Below are 12,663 nucleotides of genomic sequence, written 5' to 3'. Positions count from 1 at the left end.
CGTCACCGCCCCTCGACGAAGCGCTGCCGGGCGCGGTCGCCGGCGCCGCTCAGGTTCAGCTCGAAGGTGAAGCCCTGCTCGAACCGGTACGAGCGTTTGACGTCGACCGGATCGATGCCGTTGAGGGCCTCCTTGGCCCGCCGGATCACCACGGGATCCTTGGCGGCGATCTCCTCGGCCACCTCGCGGGCCGCCTTGCGCAGGCCGGCGGGGGGTGTCACCGAGAGCACCGTGCCGTACCGCTGCAGGTCCTGGGCGGAGACCGTGCGGCAGGTGTAGACCATCGTGCGCATCAGCTGCGGCGGCACCAGGCGGGACAGGTGGGTCGCCGCGCCGAGTGCGCCACGGTCCACCTCGGGCAGGCCGAAGGTGGCGTCCTCGGCCGCGACGATGAGGTCGGCGTTGCCCGCCAGGCCGACGCCGCCGCCGAGGCAGAAGCCCTGCACCGCGGCGATCACGGGCACGGGACACTCGTAGACGGCGGCGAACGCCGCGGCGCAGCCACGGTTGGCGGCCAGCAACGCCTCGTGCCCGGGGGAGCGGTGCATCTCCTTGATGTCCACGCCGGCGCAGAAGCCGCGGCCCTCGGCCGCCAGCAGCACCACCCGCGTCCCCGGCTCGGCGCCGGCCGCCTCGAGAGCCTCGGCCAGCTCCGTCCACCCGGCCGCGGGCAGCGCGTTGACCGGGGGAAAGTCGAAGACCACCTCGGTGACGGCGCCGGATCGCCACTGTACGCCCACCGCCGCAGCCTAACCTAGCGCTTGCTTGGTGGTCTACGATCGACCGATGGACCCGCTCGACGTCGCCGGCCGCGCCGTGGTCGTCACCGGTGGGACGCGGGGCATCGGGGCCGCGATCGCCGCCGCCTTTCTGGCCGCGGGCGCCCGGGTGCTCGTCTGCGGCCGCCGCGAGCCCGCGGGTCTGCCCCGCGCGGGCGATGCGACCGCCGAGTTCGTGCGGGCCGACGTCCGGGATCCGGAGCAGGCCGCCGCGCTCATCGCCGCCGCCGTCAAGCGGTTCGGCGGCCTCGACGTGCTGGTGAACAACGCCGGGGGAGCGCCTCCCACCCCGGCGGACGCCGCCTCGCCCCGGCTGCACGCGAAGATCGTCGAGCTCAACCTGCTCGCACCGCTGCACGTCTCCCAGGCGGCCTGCCCGGTGCTGCGCGAGCAGCCGGGCGGCGGGCTCATCCTCATGGTGGGCAGCGTCAGCGGCGTGCGGCCCTCGCCCGGCGCCGCCGCTTACGGCGCGGCCAAGGCGGGGCTGCACCATCTCGCTACGAGCCTGGCCATGGAGTGGGCGCCGGAGGTACGGGTGAACAGCCTCGTCGTCGGCCCCGTGGCCACCGGGTCGGCCGGACCGCAGGTGGATTCGGAGGCGGTGGCCCGCACGGTGCCGCTGGGCCGCGCCGCCACGCCCGCCGAGGTCGGCGCCGCCTGCCTGCTGCTCGCGTCGCCCCTGGCCGCCTACGTCAGCGGTGCGGCGCTGGCGCTGCACGGCGGCGGCGAATGGCCCGGGTATCTGGCAGACCTGCGGGCCGCGGCGTACCCTCCGCAGAAGTAGAACGTGTTCCAATGGCTGCTGCCGGAGGTGTCTCATGGTTCTCTCGATCAAGTCGAGGCGGGACGAGGTCGGCCTGACCGCCGGCGAGCTGCTCGTCGACGGACAGTGGCGCCCGGCCGCCGACGGTCGTACGTGGACCCACGTGCACCCGGCGACGGGGGAGCAGGTCGGCGAGTTCGCGGTGGCCGGTGCGGCCGAGGTCGACGCCGCCGTGCGCAGCGCCCGCCGCGCGTTCGACGAGGGACCGTGGCCGCGCTCCCGCGCCAAGGAACGGATCCGGGTGCTGCACCGCATCGCCGAGCTGATCCGCTCCCACCGCGAGGAGCTGGAGGCGCTGCTGGCGCTCGACAACAGCGTGCCGCTCACCTTCGGCCAGGCGTACGCGATGTCGGTCGAATGTGTCGCCGACGTCTTCGACCATCACGCGGGCTGGGTGGACAAGCTGGGCGGTGAAACGCTTCCGGCCTACCAGGGCGGCGAGCACCTCGTGATGACGCTGCGGGAACCGGTGGGCGTGGTGGCGGCCGTGATCCCGTGGAACGGGCCGTTGCTGCTCGCCGCCCAGAAGTTGGCGCCCGCCCTCGCCGTCGGCTGCACGGTGGTGCTGAAGCCGTCGGAATACGCGACGTTCGCCGTCCTGCGGCTGGCCCGGCTGATCGAGGAGGCCGGCCTCCCGCCGGGTGTGCTGAACGTGGTGACCGGCCCGGGCGAGACGACCGGTGACGCGCTGATCAATCACCCCCAGATCGACAAGATCACCTTCACCGGCAGCCGAGGCGTGGGCCGCCGGGTCCTCGTCGCCGCGGCGGACGGGACGAAGCGGGTCAGCCTCGAGCTGGGCGGCAAGAGCCCGTCGATCGTCTTCCCCGACGCCGAGGTGTACGCGGCCGCGACGCTCACGATGGGTACGGTGACGCTGGGCCTCTCGGGCCAGGCCTGCGTGGCGCACAGCCGCGCGCTGGTCCACCGCGACGTCTACGACGAGTTCCTCGCCATCGCCGAGGGCATGGCGGGGCTGGTCAACTACGGCGACCCGTTCGACCCGGAGACCACGGCATCCCCGCTCATCAACGAACGCCAGCTACAGCGGGTCCTCGGCTACATCGAGCGCGGGCAGCAGGAGGGCGCCCGGCTGGTGTGCGGCGGCGAGCGGCCCGACGGCGACCTGGCCGCCGGCAACTTCGTGACCCCGGCCGTCTTCGCCGACGTCACCAACGACGCCACCATCGCGCAGGAGGAGATCTTCGGCCCGGTGCTGGCCGTGGTGCCCTTCGCCGACGAGGACGAGGCCGTGCGGCTGGCCAACGACACCACGTACGGGCTCGCGGCCTCCGTGTGGACCACCGACGTCAAGCGCGCGGTGCGGATGGCCCGCGCGGTCCGGGCCGGCACCGTAGGCATCAACGGCTACCAGCTCGAGCCGCACGTGGCCTTCGGCGGTTTCGGCCGGTCGGGGCTCGGGCGGGAGGGCGGCCGGAGCTCCATCGAGGCGTACACCGAGCTGAAGACCGTGCTGCTGCCCACCTCCGACGAGCTCATGTGACCAGGCGGCGGTGGTCCCAGCTGACCGTCCGGCGTGGCTCGACCAGGTAGGCGACGCGTTTGGGGGCCGCCCGCTCCACGTACTCCTCGAGAGCACCGGGGGGCGGGCCGGCCGGCATCCGCGCCGCGATCAACCGGCCGATCTCGGTCACCCCGGCCAGGTCGTCGATCTGCCGTACCACGCCGGTCACCTGGACGCCGCGCAGCGCGAAGTAGTCCTCGCCGTCCTCGACGAGGCAGCTCAGCCGGGGATCCCGCGCGAGATTGCGCGCCTTCTGCGAGGTGCGATACGTCCAGAACGCGATCCGCTCGTCCTGGAGCCCGTAGAACATGGTCACCAGGTGCGGTGTCCCGTCGGGGTTGATGGTGGCCACCTGCAGCTTGCGCCCGGCCGCCAGCAGGGCGGCGACCTCGCCGGCCGGCATCCGCACCACCGAGCGCTGCTTCACGACTGCTCGCCGAACGTGCCCGGCGCCAGCGGCAGCGTCTCCTCGCAGACGAAGCCGGGACGGGGCGGATCGGACGTGAACGCCGGTGCGAGCGCGGCGCCGAGCTCCGCCGCCGACCACTGGCCCGCCGGGGCGTGGAACGCGGCCCGTACCGTCGGCGGTCCGAGCACCGCGACCACGTCGCTGTGCACCACGAAGACCTCGCCGGTGATCCGCTCGCCGGCCGGTCCCGCCAGGGCCGTCACCAGCGGCGCCACCCGCTCCGGGGCCATCGGGTCCGGCCCCTGCGGTGCCGGTCCCATCAGCTCGCCGGTCATGGCGGTGCGGGCCCGCGGGCAGATCGCATTGGCGCGTACGCCGTACCGGGCGCAGCCGCGCGCGGTCGACAGGGTGAGCGCGACGATGCCGCCCTTGGCCGCCGCGTAGTTGGGCTGGCCGGCCGAGCCGAGCAGGAACGCCTCGGACGACGTGTTGACGATCCGGGCGTACACCGGTGCGCCGGTGGCTTTGCTGCGCTCCCGCCAGTACGCCGTGGCGAACCGGGTGGTGACGAAGTGCCCGCGCAGATGCACCCGGATGACGGTGTCCCACTCCCGCTCGGACATCGCGAAGACCATGCGGTCGCGCAGTACGCCGGCGTTGTTCACCAGGATGTCCAGGCCGCCGAACGACTCCAGTGCCCGGTGCAGGAGGGCCTCACCGGTCGACCATTCGGCGACGTCGCCCGGGCAGACGACCGCCTCGCCGCCGTCCGCCCGGATCTTCTCGGCCACACCGTCCAGGGCCGCTCCGGGCAGGTCGTTGAGGACCAGCCGGGCGCCGGCCGCGGCGAGCGCGGTGGCCTCGGTCGCCCCGAGCCCGTTGGCCGCGCCGGTCACCGCGGCGACGCGTCCCGCGAGAGGCAGCTCGTCAGTCATGTCAGTACCCCGGTCCACTGAGGAGTCCGCCGTCGGCGACGAACTCGGCACCCGTGCTGTACGACGACTCGTCCGAGGCGAGGAACGCGACCAGCCGTGAGATCTCGATCGGCTCCGCGAACCGGGCGATCGGCAGTGACTTGAGGAACGCGCCCGGCTCCACCCCGGTCATGCTCTCGCCGGCCGTGACCGCCATCGAGGTGAGCACCCCGCCCGGGTGCACCGAGTTGACCCGGATGCCGAGCGGTCCCAGCTCCTGCGCGGCCGACTTGGTGATCCCGCGGACGCCGAACTTGCTGGCGCTGTACGCCGACAGCCCCGCCGCCCCCACCATCCCCTCGATCGACGACACGTTGACGATCGAGCCGCCCCCGGCCGCGGTCATCGGCGCGACGACGTGATGGATGCCCAGCCAGCAGCCCACCAGGTTGACGTCGATCACCCGGCGGAACTCGTCCGGCGGCATCTCGCCGATCGGTGCGTACCGCAGGATGCCGGCGTTGTTCACCAGGACGTCGAGGCGGCCGAAGGCTTCCAGTGTGGTCCGCACGGCGGCGGCCCAGCCGGCCTCGCTCGTCACGTCGTGGTGCACGAAGCGGCACGTCCGCGCGCCGAGCCCGTCGGCGACGGCGCGTCCCCGCTCGTCGAGCACGTCGCCGATCACCACCCGGGCGCCCTCGGCCGCGAAGTGCCGGGCGTGGGACTTGCCCATGCCCCGCGCGCCGCCGGTGATGAGTGCCACCTTGCCGTCCAGCCGCCCCATCGGCCCTCCCCGGTGCCGGCTCACAACCAAACGCTTGCTTGGTGAAGCCTAACAGGGGTGGAGGCGTTCGGCGGCCGTCGATTCACGGCGCGGTGATGCCGTCGAAGAGCAGGCGCAGAAGGCCGTCGGAGATCTGGTCGCTGCTCCAGCCCGCGCCCCGGCCCTGTCGCCAGAACGTGGGAATCCACAGGATGTCGCGCAGCAGCCGGTAGGTCAGGCGGGCGTCCAGGTCGGCGCGGAACTGCCCGGCCTCCTTGCCCCGCTCGAGCTGCTGCACCCAGGTCCGCTCGATCTCCTTCATCGCCTTGCGGAGGTACGCGAACCGCGGCTGGCCGCTGAAGTACTGCCAGTCGTTCTCCAGCATGGCGAGGGCGGCCCGGTGCCGCTTGAGCGTCTCGGCGCTGGAGCGGACGATCCGCTCGATCGCGGCGCGGGCATCGTCGCTGTCGGCCACCGCGGCGCGGTAGCCGGTGAGTACGTCCTCGAGGAACGAGCTCAGGATCTCGTCGCCGATGGACTCCTTGGAGTCGAAGTGGTGGTAGAGGCTGCCGGAGAGGATCCCGGCCGCGTCGGCGATCTCGCGGACCGTGGTGGCCCGGAAGCCCTTCTCGGCGAAGAGGTCGCCGGCCAGCCGGATCAGATGCGCGCGGCGCTCCGAGGGCGGCGCGGCCTTCCTGGAGGTCGTCACCCGGCTCATTATGGCGACCACCTGCCCGGCTTGCCCAATCGCTTGCTCGGTGCGTCGCCGCCCATTAGCGTAGAACGCGTTCTAATTCGAGGAGGCGGCATGCGGGCGGCGGTGCTCCACGGGATCGGCGACGAGAAGTTCGACATCCGCGACGACGTGACCGTGCTGGGGCCCGGCCCCGGGGAGGTACGGATCCGGGTACGCGCGGCCGGCGTCTGCCACTCCGACCTGTCGGCCCGCGGCGGCACGCTGCCCCAGCCGGTTCCCGCGGTGCTCGGGCACGAGGCGGCCGGCGACGTGGTCGAGGTAGGCGAGGGCGTCGAGGACCTTGCCGCCGGCGACCGGGTCACCGTGAACTGGCTGCCGTCCTGCGGCACGTGCTCGTCGTGCCGGCGCGGCGAGCCGCACCTGTGCGTGACCCACGTGATGGCCGGTTACGCCGCGCCTCGCTTCATGGCCGGCGACACCCCGGCCTTCGCGATGGCGGGCTGCGGCGCCTTCGCCCAGGAGATCGTCGTGCCGCGCGCCGGCGCCGTGCGGATCGGGCAGGACGTCCCGTACGAGGTGGGCGCCCTGGTCGGCTGCGGCGTCATGACCGGCGTCGGCGCGGTCGTCAACACGGCCGCCGTCCGGCCCGGTGACACCGTGGTGGTCATCGGCTGCGGCGGCGTCGGCATCGCCGCCATCCAGGGTGCCCGGGTCGCCGGCGCGGCCCTCATCGTGGCGGTGGACACCGTGCCGGCCAAACACGATGTGGCGCGGCGGTTCGGCGCCACCCACGCGGTCACCCCGGACGCGCTGAGCGATCTGTCCATCGAGCTCACCGGCGGGGAGGGGTTCGACTACGCGTTCGACGTCGTGGCGGTGCCCCAGACGCTGCGTACCGCCTGGACCGCGGCGCGCCGGGGCGGCACGGTCGTCGTCGTGGGCGCCGGCAGCGCCGAGCACCGGGTCGAGTTCAGCCCGTTCGAGCTGCTCTTCGAGGGCAAGCGGATCATCCCCTCGCTGTACGGCTCCGCGGATCCGCCGCGCGACTTCGACCGCCTGCTGTCCCTCTGGCGCGCCGGTCGGCTCGACATCGAGGGCATGGTGAGCCACCGGATCTCCCTCGACCAGCTCGACGACGCCCTGGACTCGCTCGGTCGCGGCGACGTGATCCGGCAGGTGGTCGTCCACGACCCGGACCTCTGAGCCCGTCATGCGCCTGGGAATCCAGCTGGGTTACAGCGGCGAGGACTTCGCCGCCGCGGTCGAGGAGGTCGTCGAGTACGAGGCGGCCGGTGCCGAGATCGTGGTCGTGCCGGAGGCGTACAGCTTCGACGCGGTCAGCCGGCTCGGCTACCTCGCGGCCCGGACCCGGCGGATGACGCTGGCGTCCGGGGTCATGCAGCTCTACACCCGGACACCGACCCTCACCGCCATGACCGCGGCCGGGCTCGACTACGTCTCCGGCGGCCGCTTCTCGCTCGGGCTGGGCGCCTCGGGGCCGCAGGTGGTGGAGGGCTTCCACGGCATCGCCTACGACGCGCCGCTCGCCCGTACCCGCGAGGTGGTGGAGATCTGCCGGCGCGTCTGGCGCCGGGAGACGCTGGTCTTCGAGGGCGAGCGATATCGGATCCCGTTGCCGCCCGACCGGGGGACCGGCCTCGGCAAACCGCTCAAGCTGATCAACCGGCCGGTGCGGGAGCGCATCCCGATCCTGCTGGCCGCGATGGGACCGCGCAACGTCGCGCTCGCCGCGGAGATCGCCGAGGGCTGGCAGGCGCTCTTCCTCGCCCCGCGTGCCGCGTCCCGCGTCTTCGGCGATCCGCTGGCCGAGGGGCTGGCGCGGCGCCGGCCCGAGCTCGGGCCGCTGGACATCATGGTGCCCGTGCCGTTCGCCGTGGCCGACGCCGGCCCCGCACTGCTCGCCCCCCACCGCGCCCAGCTCGCGCTCTACATCGGCGGGATGGGCGCCCGCGGCCGGAACTTCTCCAACGACCTGGTCCGCCGCTACGGCTACCGGCGCGAGGCCGAGCGCATCCAGGACCTGTTCCTCGGCGGCCGCCGCGCCGAGGCCGCCGCCGCGGTCCCCGACGACCTGGTCCGGGAGACGGCACTGGTCGGCCCTTCCGCCGAGCTGCGGACCCGGCTGGCCGAGTTCGCGGCCGCCGGGGTCACCACGCTGCTGGTGTCGCCGCTGGCGCCCACCCGCGCCGAGCGCGTCAAGGACGTCGCCGAGCTCCGGCGCCTTCTCGACGAGCCCGCCGCGGCGTGACAGCGGCACTTCTCAGGCCGGCAGAGCGGTGCGCGCGTGCCGCGCCGAGGCCGCCGCCAGGGCGGTTCCCACGATCAGCAGGACGACGCACTGACCGAGCCCGGCCAGGCCCGGTACGACGTATTCCTGCGTCGGCGGGTCGAGCAGACCCATGGTGCCGACGAGCAGCAGCGCGTGGACCGCCAGCACCGGGGGAGTCAGCAGCGCCAGGGTCAGCGGCCAGGTCGACGCGCGGCCGGCCGGAGTCAGGGCGGCGATACCCGCGAGCGTCACCCCGGCGCACCACAGGCCCGTGCCACCGGCCACCACGGACGAGAGCAGGAACCGGTCCGGGAAGTGGAGGGTCAGCAGGACCACGCCGCTGAGCACCGCGACGCCGACGGGCAGGGCGAGCAGCCACGGTCGCTGCCGGACCGGCGGATCGTCGGACTGGAACGCGATCAGGGCGAGGAGCGGCAAGGCGTCGAAGGCGAGCCAGGCGAACTGCCAGGTGGCGTTCCCGCCGGGTTCGCCGTACAGGCGGGTCAGCTCGCCCGCCAGCATCGGGGCGTACGCCACCACCGCCAGGACCCGGGCCGCGCGCCGGTGACCGTGGAGCGCGGCCAGGTAGGCCGGCAGCCACAGCAGGCTCGACATGCTCCACAGTGCTTGCCACCAGCTGGTGAAGCTCACGGCCGGCTCCGGGACGCCCGGTAGCTGCTCGGCGGACCAGATGCCGAGCGTCACCGCGGTCAGGGCGAACACCGTGTGGGCGAGCAGGCCGATGAGCGCGATGCGGCGTACGGCCTCGCCCCAGGCGACGTACCCGGGCTCCGCGCCCAGCCGCAGCCGCACCGCCAGCCCGGCGATGCTGGCCACCTCGGGCCAGCGGGGGCTCGAGATGTCGACCCCCTCGGGATCGTCGGGCCTTGACCGGTACGCCCGCTCCATGAAGGTGGCGGTCATGTCGTCCGCCCACTTCTCGCGGTACGAGCGGGGCAGCAGCTTCAGCGTCCGGCGGTAGCGCTCCTCCAGCAGGCTGGTCATCAGAGGCCCTCCGCCGCTGGACGGGCCGCCGGGCGGATCGCGCGCAGGCGCACGCTGGCGGCGGTCGCGTTGGCGCGCTGCCGGTCCACCTCGCCCATCAGCGCGGCGAGGCCGTCGTCGGTCAGCCGGAAGTAGCGCCGCAGCCGCCCGTTGTGCGGCTCCTCCCGGTCGAGCTCGACCAGGCCGTCGGAGACCAGCCGGTCGAGCATCCCGTAGAGGGTGCCCACCTTGAGCACCACTCTGCCCTCGGAGAGCTCCTCGACATCGCCCATGATCCCGTAGCCGTGCCGCGGGGTCTCCACGAGCGAGGTCAGGATGAAGAACGACTGCTCGTTCAATGCCTTGATTGCCACGCCACCCAATATCATGCACGGCAGAGTATTGCGCAAGTCCAAATATCAGCGGACCACGGCCACCGTGCATTTCGCGTACGCGGACACGTGCTGGCTGACCGAGCCGAGCACCAGCCCGGCGAAGCCGCCGTGGCCGCGCTGCCCGACCACGAGCAGCTCCGCGCCGGACGACTCCTCGATCAGCACTTTCGCCGGGCGGCCCTGCTTGACCAGCGGCCGCACCAGCACGGGCGGCTCCTCGCCGAGCTCCTCCTTGATGACCTGCACGAGCTCGTCGGCGGTGCGCTGGCTCGGGTCCGGCACGTACCGCTCCGACACGCTCACGCTGCCCGCCGGCGGCAGCAGCGTGTGCTCCCACACGTTCACCACGACCAGGTCGGCCTTGTGCTCCGCCGCCTCGGCGGCGGCCCAGGTCAGCGCCTTGCGGCTCCCGGGCGATCCGTCGACACCCACCACGATGGTCCGCCATTCGCTCACCGTCGTCTCCTTCCGTGGAAGCCGGTGCCCTCCAGAGTGGTCGAGATCTTGTCCGGCCGCCATTCGTGCGGTTCAGCGAGTATTCGCGCTTGTCGTCGCTCCCAGTTGCGGGCCGGTCACAACGGGCTTAGCTTCGCATCGATGGTCGCAGTTTGATCGCGTCGGCCGAAGGGGGTCGCATGACCACCACCACGAATGCCGCCACCGTCTCGCCCGAGGCCGGACAGGTCGAGCGCAAGCCGCTGATGACGGGCCCCGCCCTGCTGATGATGAACCTCGGGTTCTTCGGGGTGCAGTTCAGCTTCGGCCTCACCCAGTCGGCGGTGAACCCGCTCTTCCTGCTGATCGGCGCCCAGCCCGACCAGCTCCCGATCCTCAACCTCGCGGGCCCGGTCACCGGCCTGCTCATCCAGCCGCTGATCGGCGCGGTCAGCGACCGCACCTGGCATCCGCGCTGGGGCCGGCGCCGCCCGTTCATCACGTGCGGGGCGCTGCTCTGCGCGGTCATCCTCTTCCTGTTCCCGTTCGTCGGCATCCTGTGGCTGGCCGTGATCTGCTTCTGGCTGCTCGACGCCGGCAACAACACCTCGATGGAGCCGTACCGGGCGTTCATCTCCGACCGGCTGCCGAAATCCCAGCTGGCGCGCGGCTTCCTGACGCAGAGCATGTTCACCGGTGCCGGCGCGGTGCTGGCGAACCTGTCGCTGTTCATCCTCGAGAAGGTGTCGCCGCTGCAGCGGACCGCCGGCAACGGCGTGCCCTACTGGATGTACGTGTGCTTCATGATCGGCACCGTCTGCATCCTGCTGACCGTGCTGACCGCGATGGCTCGTACCCGGGAACTGACGCCTTCGGACGAGGAGCTCGCGGAGATGCGGGCCGCGCCGAAGGGCCTGCACCACGCCGTCGCCGAGATCGCGGACGCCGTCCGGTCCATGCCGGTCGCCATGCACAAGATCGGGGTCGTGTTCCTGTTCCAGTGGTACGCGATGTTCATCTACTGGCAGTTCGTGGCGGTCAGCCTGGGCCAGACCGTGTTCGATGCCAGCCCGGAGCAGGGCGGCCCCGCCTGGGAAGAGGCGATCGGGTGGAGCGGCCTGGAGAACGCCGCCTACAACTTCGTCACCATGGTGTCCGCGCTGTTCCTGGTGGGCTTCGCCCGGCGGATCGGCGCCAAGCGGGTGCACGCGGTCGCCCTGGGCCTGGCGGCGCTGTCGCTCATCTGGCTGTCGCGCATCGACAACCAGTACGTCGCCCTCCTCCCGATGATCGGCGTCGGCATCTTCTGGGCGAGCGCGGTCGGGGTGCCGTACCTGATGGTGGCCAGCATGGTCCCCGCCAAGCGCACCGGCGTCTACATGGGCATCCTGAACATGATGATCGTGGTGCCGATGCTGATCCAGACGGTCACCTTCGGCTGGATCTTCCAGCACCTGCTCGGCGGCAAGGGCAGCAACGCGATCGCGCTCGCCGGTGTCCTGCTGGGCATCGGAGCCCTCGCGATGCTGTGGGTCAACCCGCCCGACGAGGCCGACGAGTCGCCGATCGTGCCGCTCGGCAGCAAGCGCAGCATCACCGTCTACGACCGGGTCGTGGTCGGTTCGGACGGCACCCCGACCAGCCTGTACGCCGTGGACCGGGCCGCCGAGGTGGCGCAGGCCGCCCAGGCACGGCTGGTCGTGGTCACGGCCTATCGCGAGGGCGGCGAGACCGCGTCGCAGGCCGCGGCTGCGGGCGTGCACCGCGACCTGTACGGCGTCGACGCCGCCCGTGAGGCCCTGCAGAAGTCGGTCACGGGGCTGACCAAGGAACGGGCCCGCTTCATCGATCAACGGCTGGTGGCGGGGGATCCGGCGCAGGCGCTGCTCGACGCGGTCGGCAACAACCCGGCGAACCTCATCGTCGTCGGCAACCGGGGACTGGGCGCGAGCGAGGGCCAGCTGCTCGGGTCGGTGCCCGCGGGGGTCGTACGGAATGCGGTCTGCGACGTTCTCGTGGTGCAGACGTCCGCGCTGGACGAGGACCGCGTCTTCCGGCCCGAGACCGCCCCCGCCGTGACCGCTCCGGAGGCGGAGCCGCCGCCACCGCCCCGCTGACACCGGGAGATGCGGGCCCCTGCCGAAGTCGTTGCCTCGACGGCCTCGGTAGGGGCTTCCTCGTGAGGCGGTGTATACAAGCACCAGCTGTGGTCCGGACCGGCGGCGTGGGATTGGGGGGTTACCCGTGAGCGAAGCGCTGCGGCACATCCAGAAGCTGGCCGCGCTGTTGCCGGACGCCCAGCGCAGCGCTCACGCGTACGCCAGCAGCATCGATCTCTTCTCGGGCTCCGACGACGTGGCGGCGGCTCACCCGGCCGGCCGGGCCTACGTCGCGGCGACCCGGATGGCCCTGCTGCACAGCGAGGTCAGCGAGGCGTTGCAGGAGATCCGTAGCCGCTCGCTGGACCTCGACCCGGCTGCGCGACGGCCGGACGACGCCCTGAGCCGGGAGCTCGCCGACATCCTGATCCGGACCCTGGAGCTGAGCGAGTATCTGGGGGTGGACCTGGGCGCCGCGCTGGTGACCAAGACCGCCGAGACGCTGGGCGGCTACCGGCACGGCGGGGTCCGCTTCTGACCCGCGGTGTCC

Annotated in this window: 14 protein-coding genes; 6 read left to right on the top strand and 8 right to left on the bottom strand. The window is 72.5% G+C overall.

Annotated features, from left to right (window positions below):
* Nucleotides 1-2: 2 nt before the first annotated feature.
* On the bottom strand, nucleotides 3-740 hold the full coding sequence (locus ACIBO8_RS21265; RefSeq protein ID WP_396116999.1) for an enoyl-CoA hydratase family protein: 738 nt from the start codon (nucleotides 738-740) through the stop codon (nucleotides 3-5).
* 46 nt (nucleotides 741-786) lie between these two features.
* Here ACIBO8_RS21265 and ACIBO8_RS21260 point away from each other — a divergent pair, with 46 nt between their 5' ends.
* Together ACIBO8_RS21260 and ACIBO8_RS21255 are read left to right on the top strand one after the other, a co-directional pair.
* The gene (locus ACIBO8_RS21260) at nucleotides 787-1,563 is read left to right on the top strand and encodes an SDR family oxidoreductase (protein WP_396116998.1); all 777 of its coding nucleotides are present in this window, start codon (nucleotides 787-789) and stop codon (nucleotides 1,561-1,563) included.
* Between the two features lie 34 nt (nucleotides 1,564-1,597).
* Nucleotides 1,598-3,106, top strand: coding sequence for an aldehyde dehydrogenase family protein (locus tag ACIBO8_RS21255; protein ID WP_396116997.1), 1,509 nt, complete (start codon nucleotides 1,598-1,600; stop codon nucleotides 3,104-3,106).
* On the opposite strand, the gene ACIBO8_RS21250 is transcribed toward ACIBO8_RS21255, so the two are convergent.
* From ACIBO8_RS21250 to ACIBO8_RS21235, 4 genes are all read right to left on the bottom strand, one after another.
* Nucleotides 3,099-3,554 carry a pyridoxamine 5'-phosphate oxidase family protein gene (locus ACIBO8_RS21250; RefSeq protein ID WP_396116996.1) on the bottom strand — a complete coding sequence of 152 codons (456 nt, stop codon included), beginning with the start codon at nucleotides 3,552-3,554 and terminating at the stop codon, nucleotides 3,099-3,101. The genes ACIBO8_RS21255 and ACIBO8_RS21250 overlap by 8 nt on opposite strands.
* Entirely contained in the window at nucleotides 3,551-4,471 is a 921-nt protein-coding gene (locus tag ACIBO8_RS21245) for an SDR family NAD(P)-dependent oxidoreductase (protein ID WP_396116995.1), read from the bottom strand. The genes ACIBO8_RS21250 and ACIBO8_RS21245 overlap by 4 nt, the downstream gene beginning before the upstream one ends.
* A 1-nt stretch (nucleotide 4,472) precedes the next feature.
* Complete coding sequence (locus ACIBO8_RS21240; protein ID WP_396116994.1) at nucleotides 4,473-5,234, bottom strand: glucose 1-dehydrogenase; 762 nt, start codon at nucleotides 5,232-5,234, stop codon at nucleotides 4,473-4,475.
* Between the two features lie 82 nt (nucleotides 5,235-5,316).
* A complete protein-coding gene (locus ACIBO8_RS21235) occupies nucleotides 5,317-5,931 on the bottom strand; it encodes a TetR/AcrR family transcriptional regulator (RefSeq protein WP_396116993.1) in 615 nt (204 codons plus the stop codon).
* Between the two features lie 90 nt (nucleotides 5,932-6,021).
* On the opposite strand from ACIBO8_RS21235, the gene ACIBO8_RS21230 reads away from it, so the two are divergent.
* Both ACIBO8_RS21230 and ACIBO8_RS21225 read left to right on the top strand, forming a co-directional pair.
* Nucleotides 6,022-7,113 carry a Zn-dependent alcohol dehydrogenase gene (locus ACIBO8_RS21230; protein WP_396116992.1) on the top strand — a complete coding sequence of 364 codons (1,092 nt, stop codon included), beginning with the start codon at nucleotides 6,022-6,024 and terminating at the stop codon, nucleotides 7,111-7,113.
* 7 nt (nucleotides 7,114-7,120) lie between these two features.
* Nucleotides 7,121-8,179, top strand: coding sequence for an LLM class F420-dependent oxidoreductase (locus ACIBO8_RS21225; RefSeq protein ID WP_396116991.1), 1,059 nt, complete (start codon nucleotides 7,121-7,123; stop codon nucleotides 8,177-8,179).
* Between the two features lie 12 nt (nucleotides 8,180-8,191).
* Here ACIBO8_RS21225 and ACIBO8_RS21220 read toward each other — a convergent pair whose 3' ends face one another.
* Genes ACIBO8_RS21220 through ACIBO8_RS21210 form a run of 3 tightly spaced genes read right to left on the bottom strand, consistent with a single transcriptional unit; the run spans nucleotide 8,192 to nucleotide 10,035 of the window.
* Nucleotides 8,192-9,205 carry a hypothetical protein gene (locus ACIBO8_RS21220; RefSeq protein ID WP_396116990.1) on the bottom strand — a complete coding sequence of 338 codons (1,014 nt, stop codon included), beginning with the start codon at nucleotides 9,203-9,205 and terminating at the stop codon, nucleotides 8,192-8,194.
* Entirely contained in the window at nucleotides 9,205-9,558 is a 354-nt protein-coding gene (locus ACIBO8_RS21215) for a PadR family transcriptional regulator (protein ID WP_396116989.1), read from the bottom strand. The genes ACIBO8_RS21220 and ACIBO8_RS21215 overlap by 1 nt, the downstream gene beginning before the upstream one ends.
* A 45-nt stretch (nucleotides 9,559-9,603) precedes the next feature.
* Nucleotides 9,604-10,035 carry a universal stress protein gene (locus ACIBO8_RS21210; RefSeq protein WP_396116988.1) on the bottom strand — a complete coding sequence of 144 codons (432 nt, stop codon included), beginning with the start codon at nucleotides 10,033-10,035 and terminating at the stop codon, nucleotides 9,604-9,606.
* 179 nt (nucleotides 10,036-10,214) lie between these two features.
* On the opposite strand from ACIBO8_RS21210, the gene ACIBO8_RS21205 reads away from it, so the two are divergent.
* Nucleotides 10,215-12,131, top strand: coding sequence for an MFS transporter (locus ACIBO8_RS21205; RefSeq protein ID WP_396116987.1), 1,917 nt, complete (start codon nucleotides 10,215-10,217; stop codon nucleotides 12,129-12,131).
* A gap of 127 nt (nucleotides 12,132-12,258) precedes the next feature.
* Nucleotides 12,259-12,651: a hypothetical protein gene (locus ACIBO8_RS21200; RefSeq protein WP_396116986.1), complete on the top strand. Its 393-nt coding sequence runs from the start codon at nucleotides 12,259-12,261 to the stop codon at nucleotides 12,649-12,651.
* Nucleotides 12,652-12,663: the final 12 nt, after the last annotated feature.

It is taken from the genome of Actinoplanes sp. NPDC049681, assembly GCF_044465265.1.
Taxonomy (GTDB): domain Bacteria; phylum Actinomycetota; class Actinomycetes; order Mycobacteriales; family Micromonosporaceae; genus Actinoplanes.
This window is presented reverse-complemented; position numbering and strand designations above follow the sequence as displayed.

Bases quoted from the DNA above. Each gene is read 5' to 3' on its own strand.
- ACIBO8_RS21260 (WP_396116998.1), top strand. From the start codon at position 787: ATGGACCCGCTCGACGTCGCCGGCCGCGCCGTGGTCGTCACCGGTGGG.
- ACIBO8_RS21255 (WP_396116997.1), top strand. From the start codon at position 1,598: ATGGTTCTCTCGATCAAGTCGAGGCGGGACGAGGTCGGCCTGACCGCC.
- ACIBO8_RS21245 (WP_396116995.1), bottom strand. From the start codon at position 4,471: ATGACTGACGAGCTGCCTCTCGCGGGACGCGTCGCCGCGGTGACCGGC.
- ACIBO8_RS21240 (WP_396116994.1), bottom strand. From the start codon at position 5,234: ATGGGGCGGCTGGACGGCAAGGTGGCACTCATCACCGGCGGCGCGCGG.
- ACIBO8_RS21235 (WP_396116993.1), bottom strand. From the start codon at position 5,931: ATGAGCCGGGTGACGACCTCCAGGAAGGCCGCGCCGCCCTCGGAGCGC.
- ACIBO8_RS21230 (WP_396116992.1), top strand. From the start codon at position 6,022: ATGCGGGCGGCGGTGCTCCACGGGATCGGCGACGAGAAGTTCGACATC.
- ACIBO8_RS21225 (WP_396116991.1), top strand. From the start codon at position 7,121: ATGCGCCTGGGAATCCAGCTGGGTTACAGCGGCGAGGACTTCGCCGCC.
- ACIBO8_RS21220 (WP_396116990.1), bottom strand. From the start codon at position 9,205: ATGACCAGCCTGCTGGAGGAGCGCTACCGCCGGACGCTGAAGCTGCTG.
- ACIBO8_RS21205 (WP_396116987.1), top strand. From the start codon at position 10,215: ATGACCACCACCACGAATGCCGCCACCGTCTCGCCCGAGGCCGGACAG.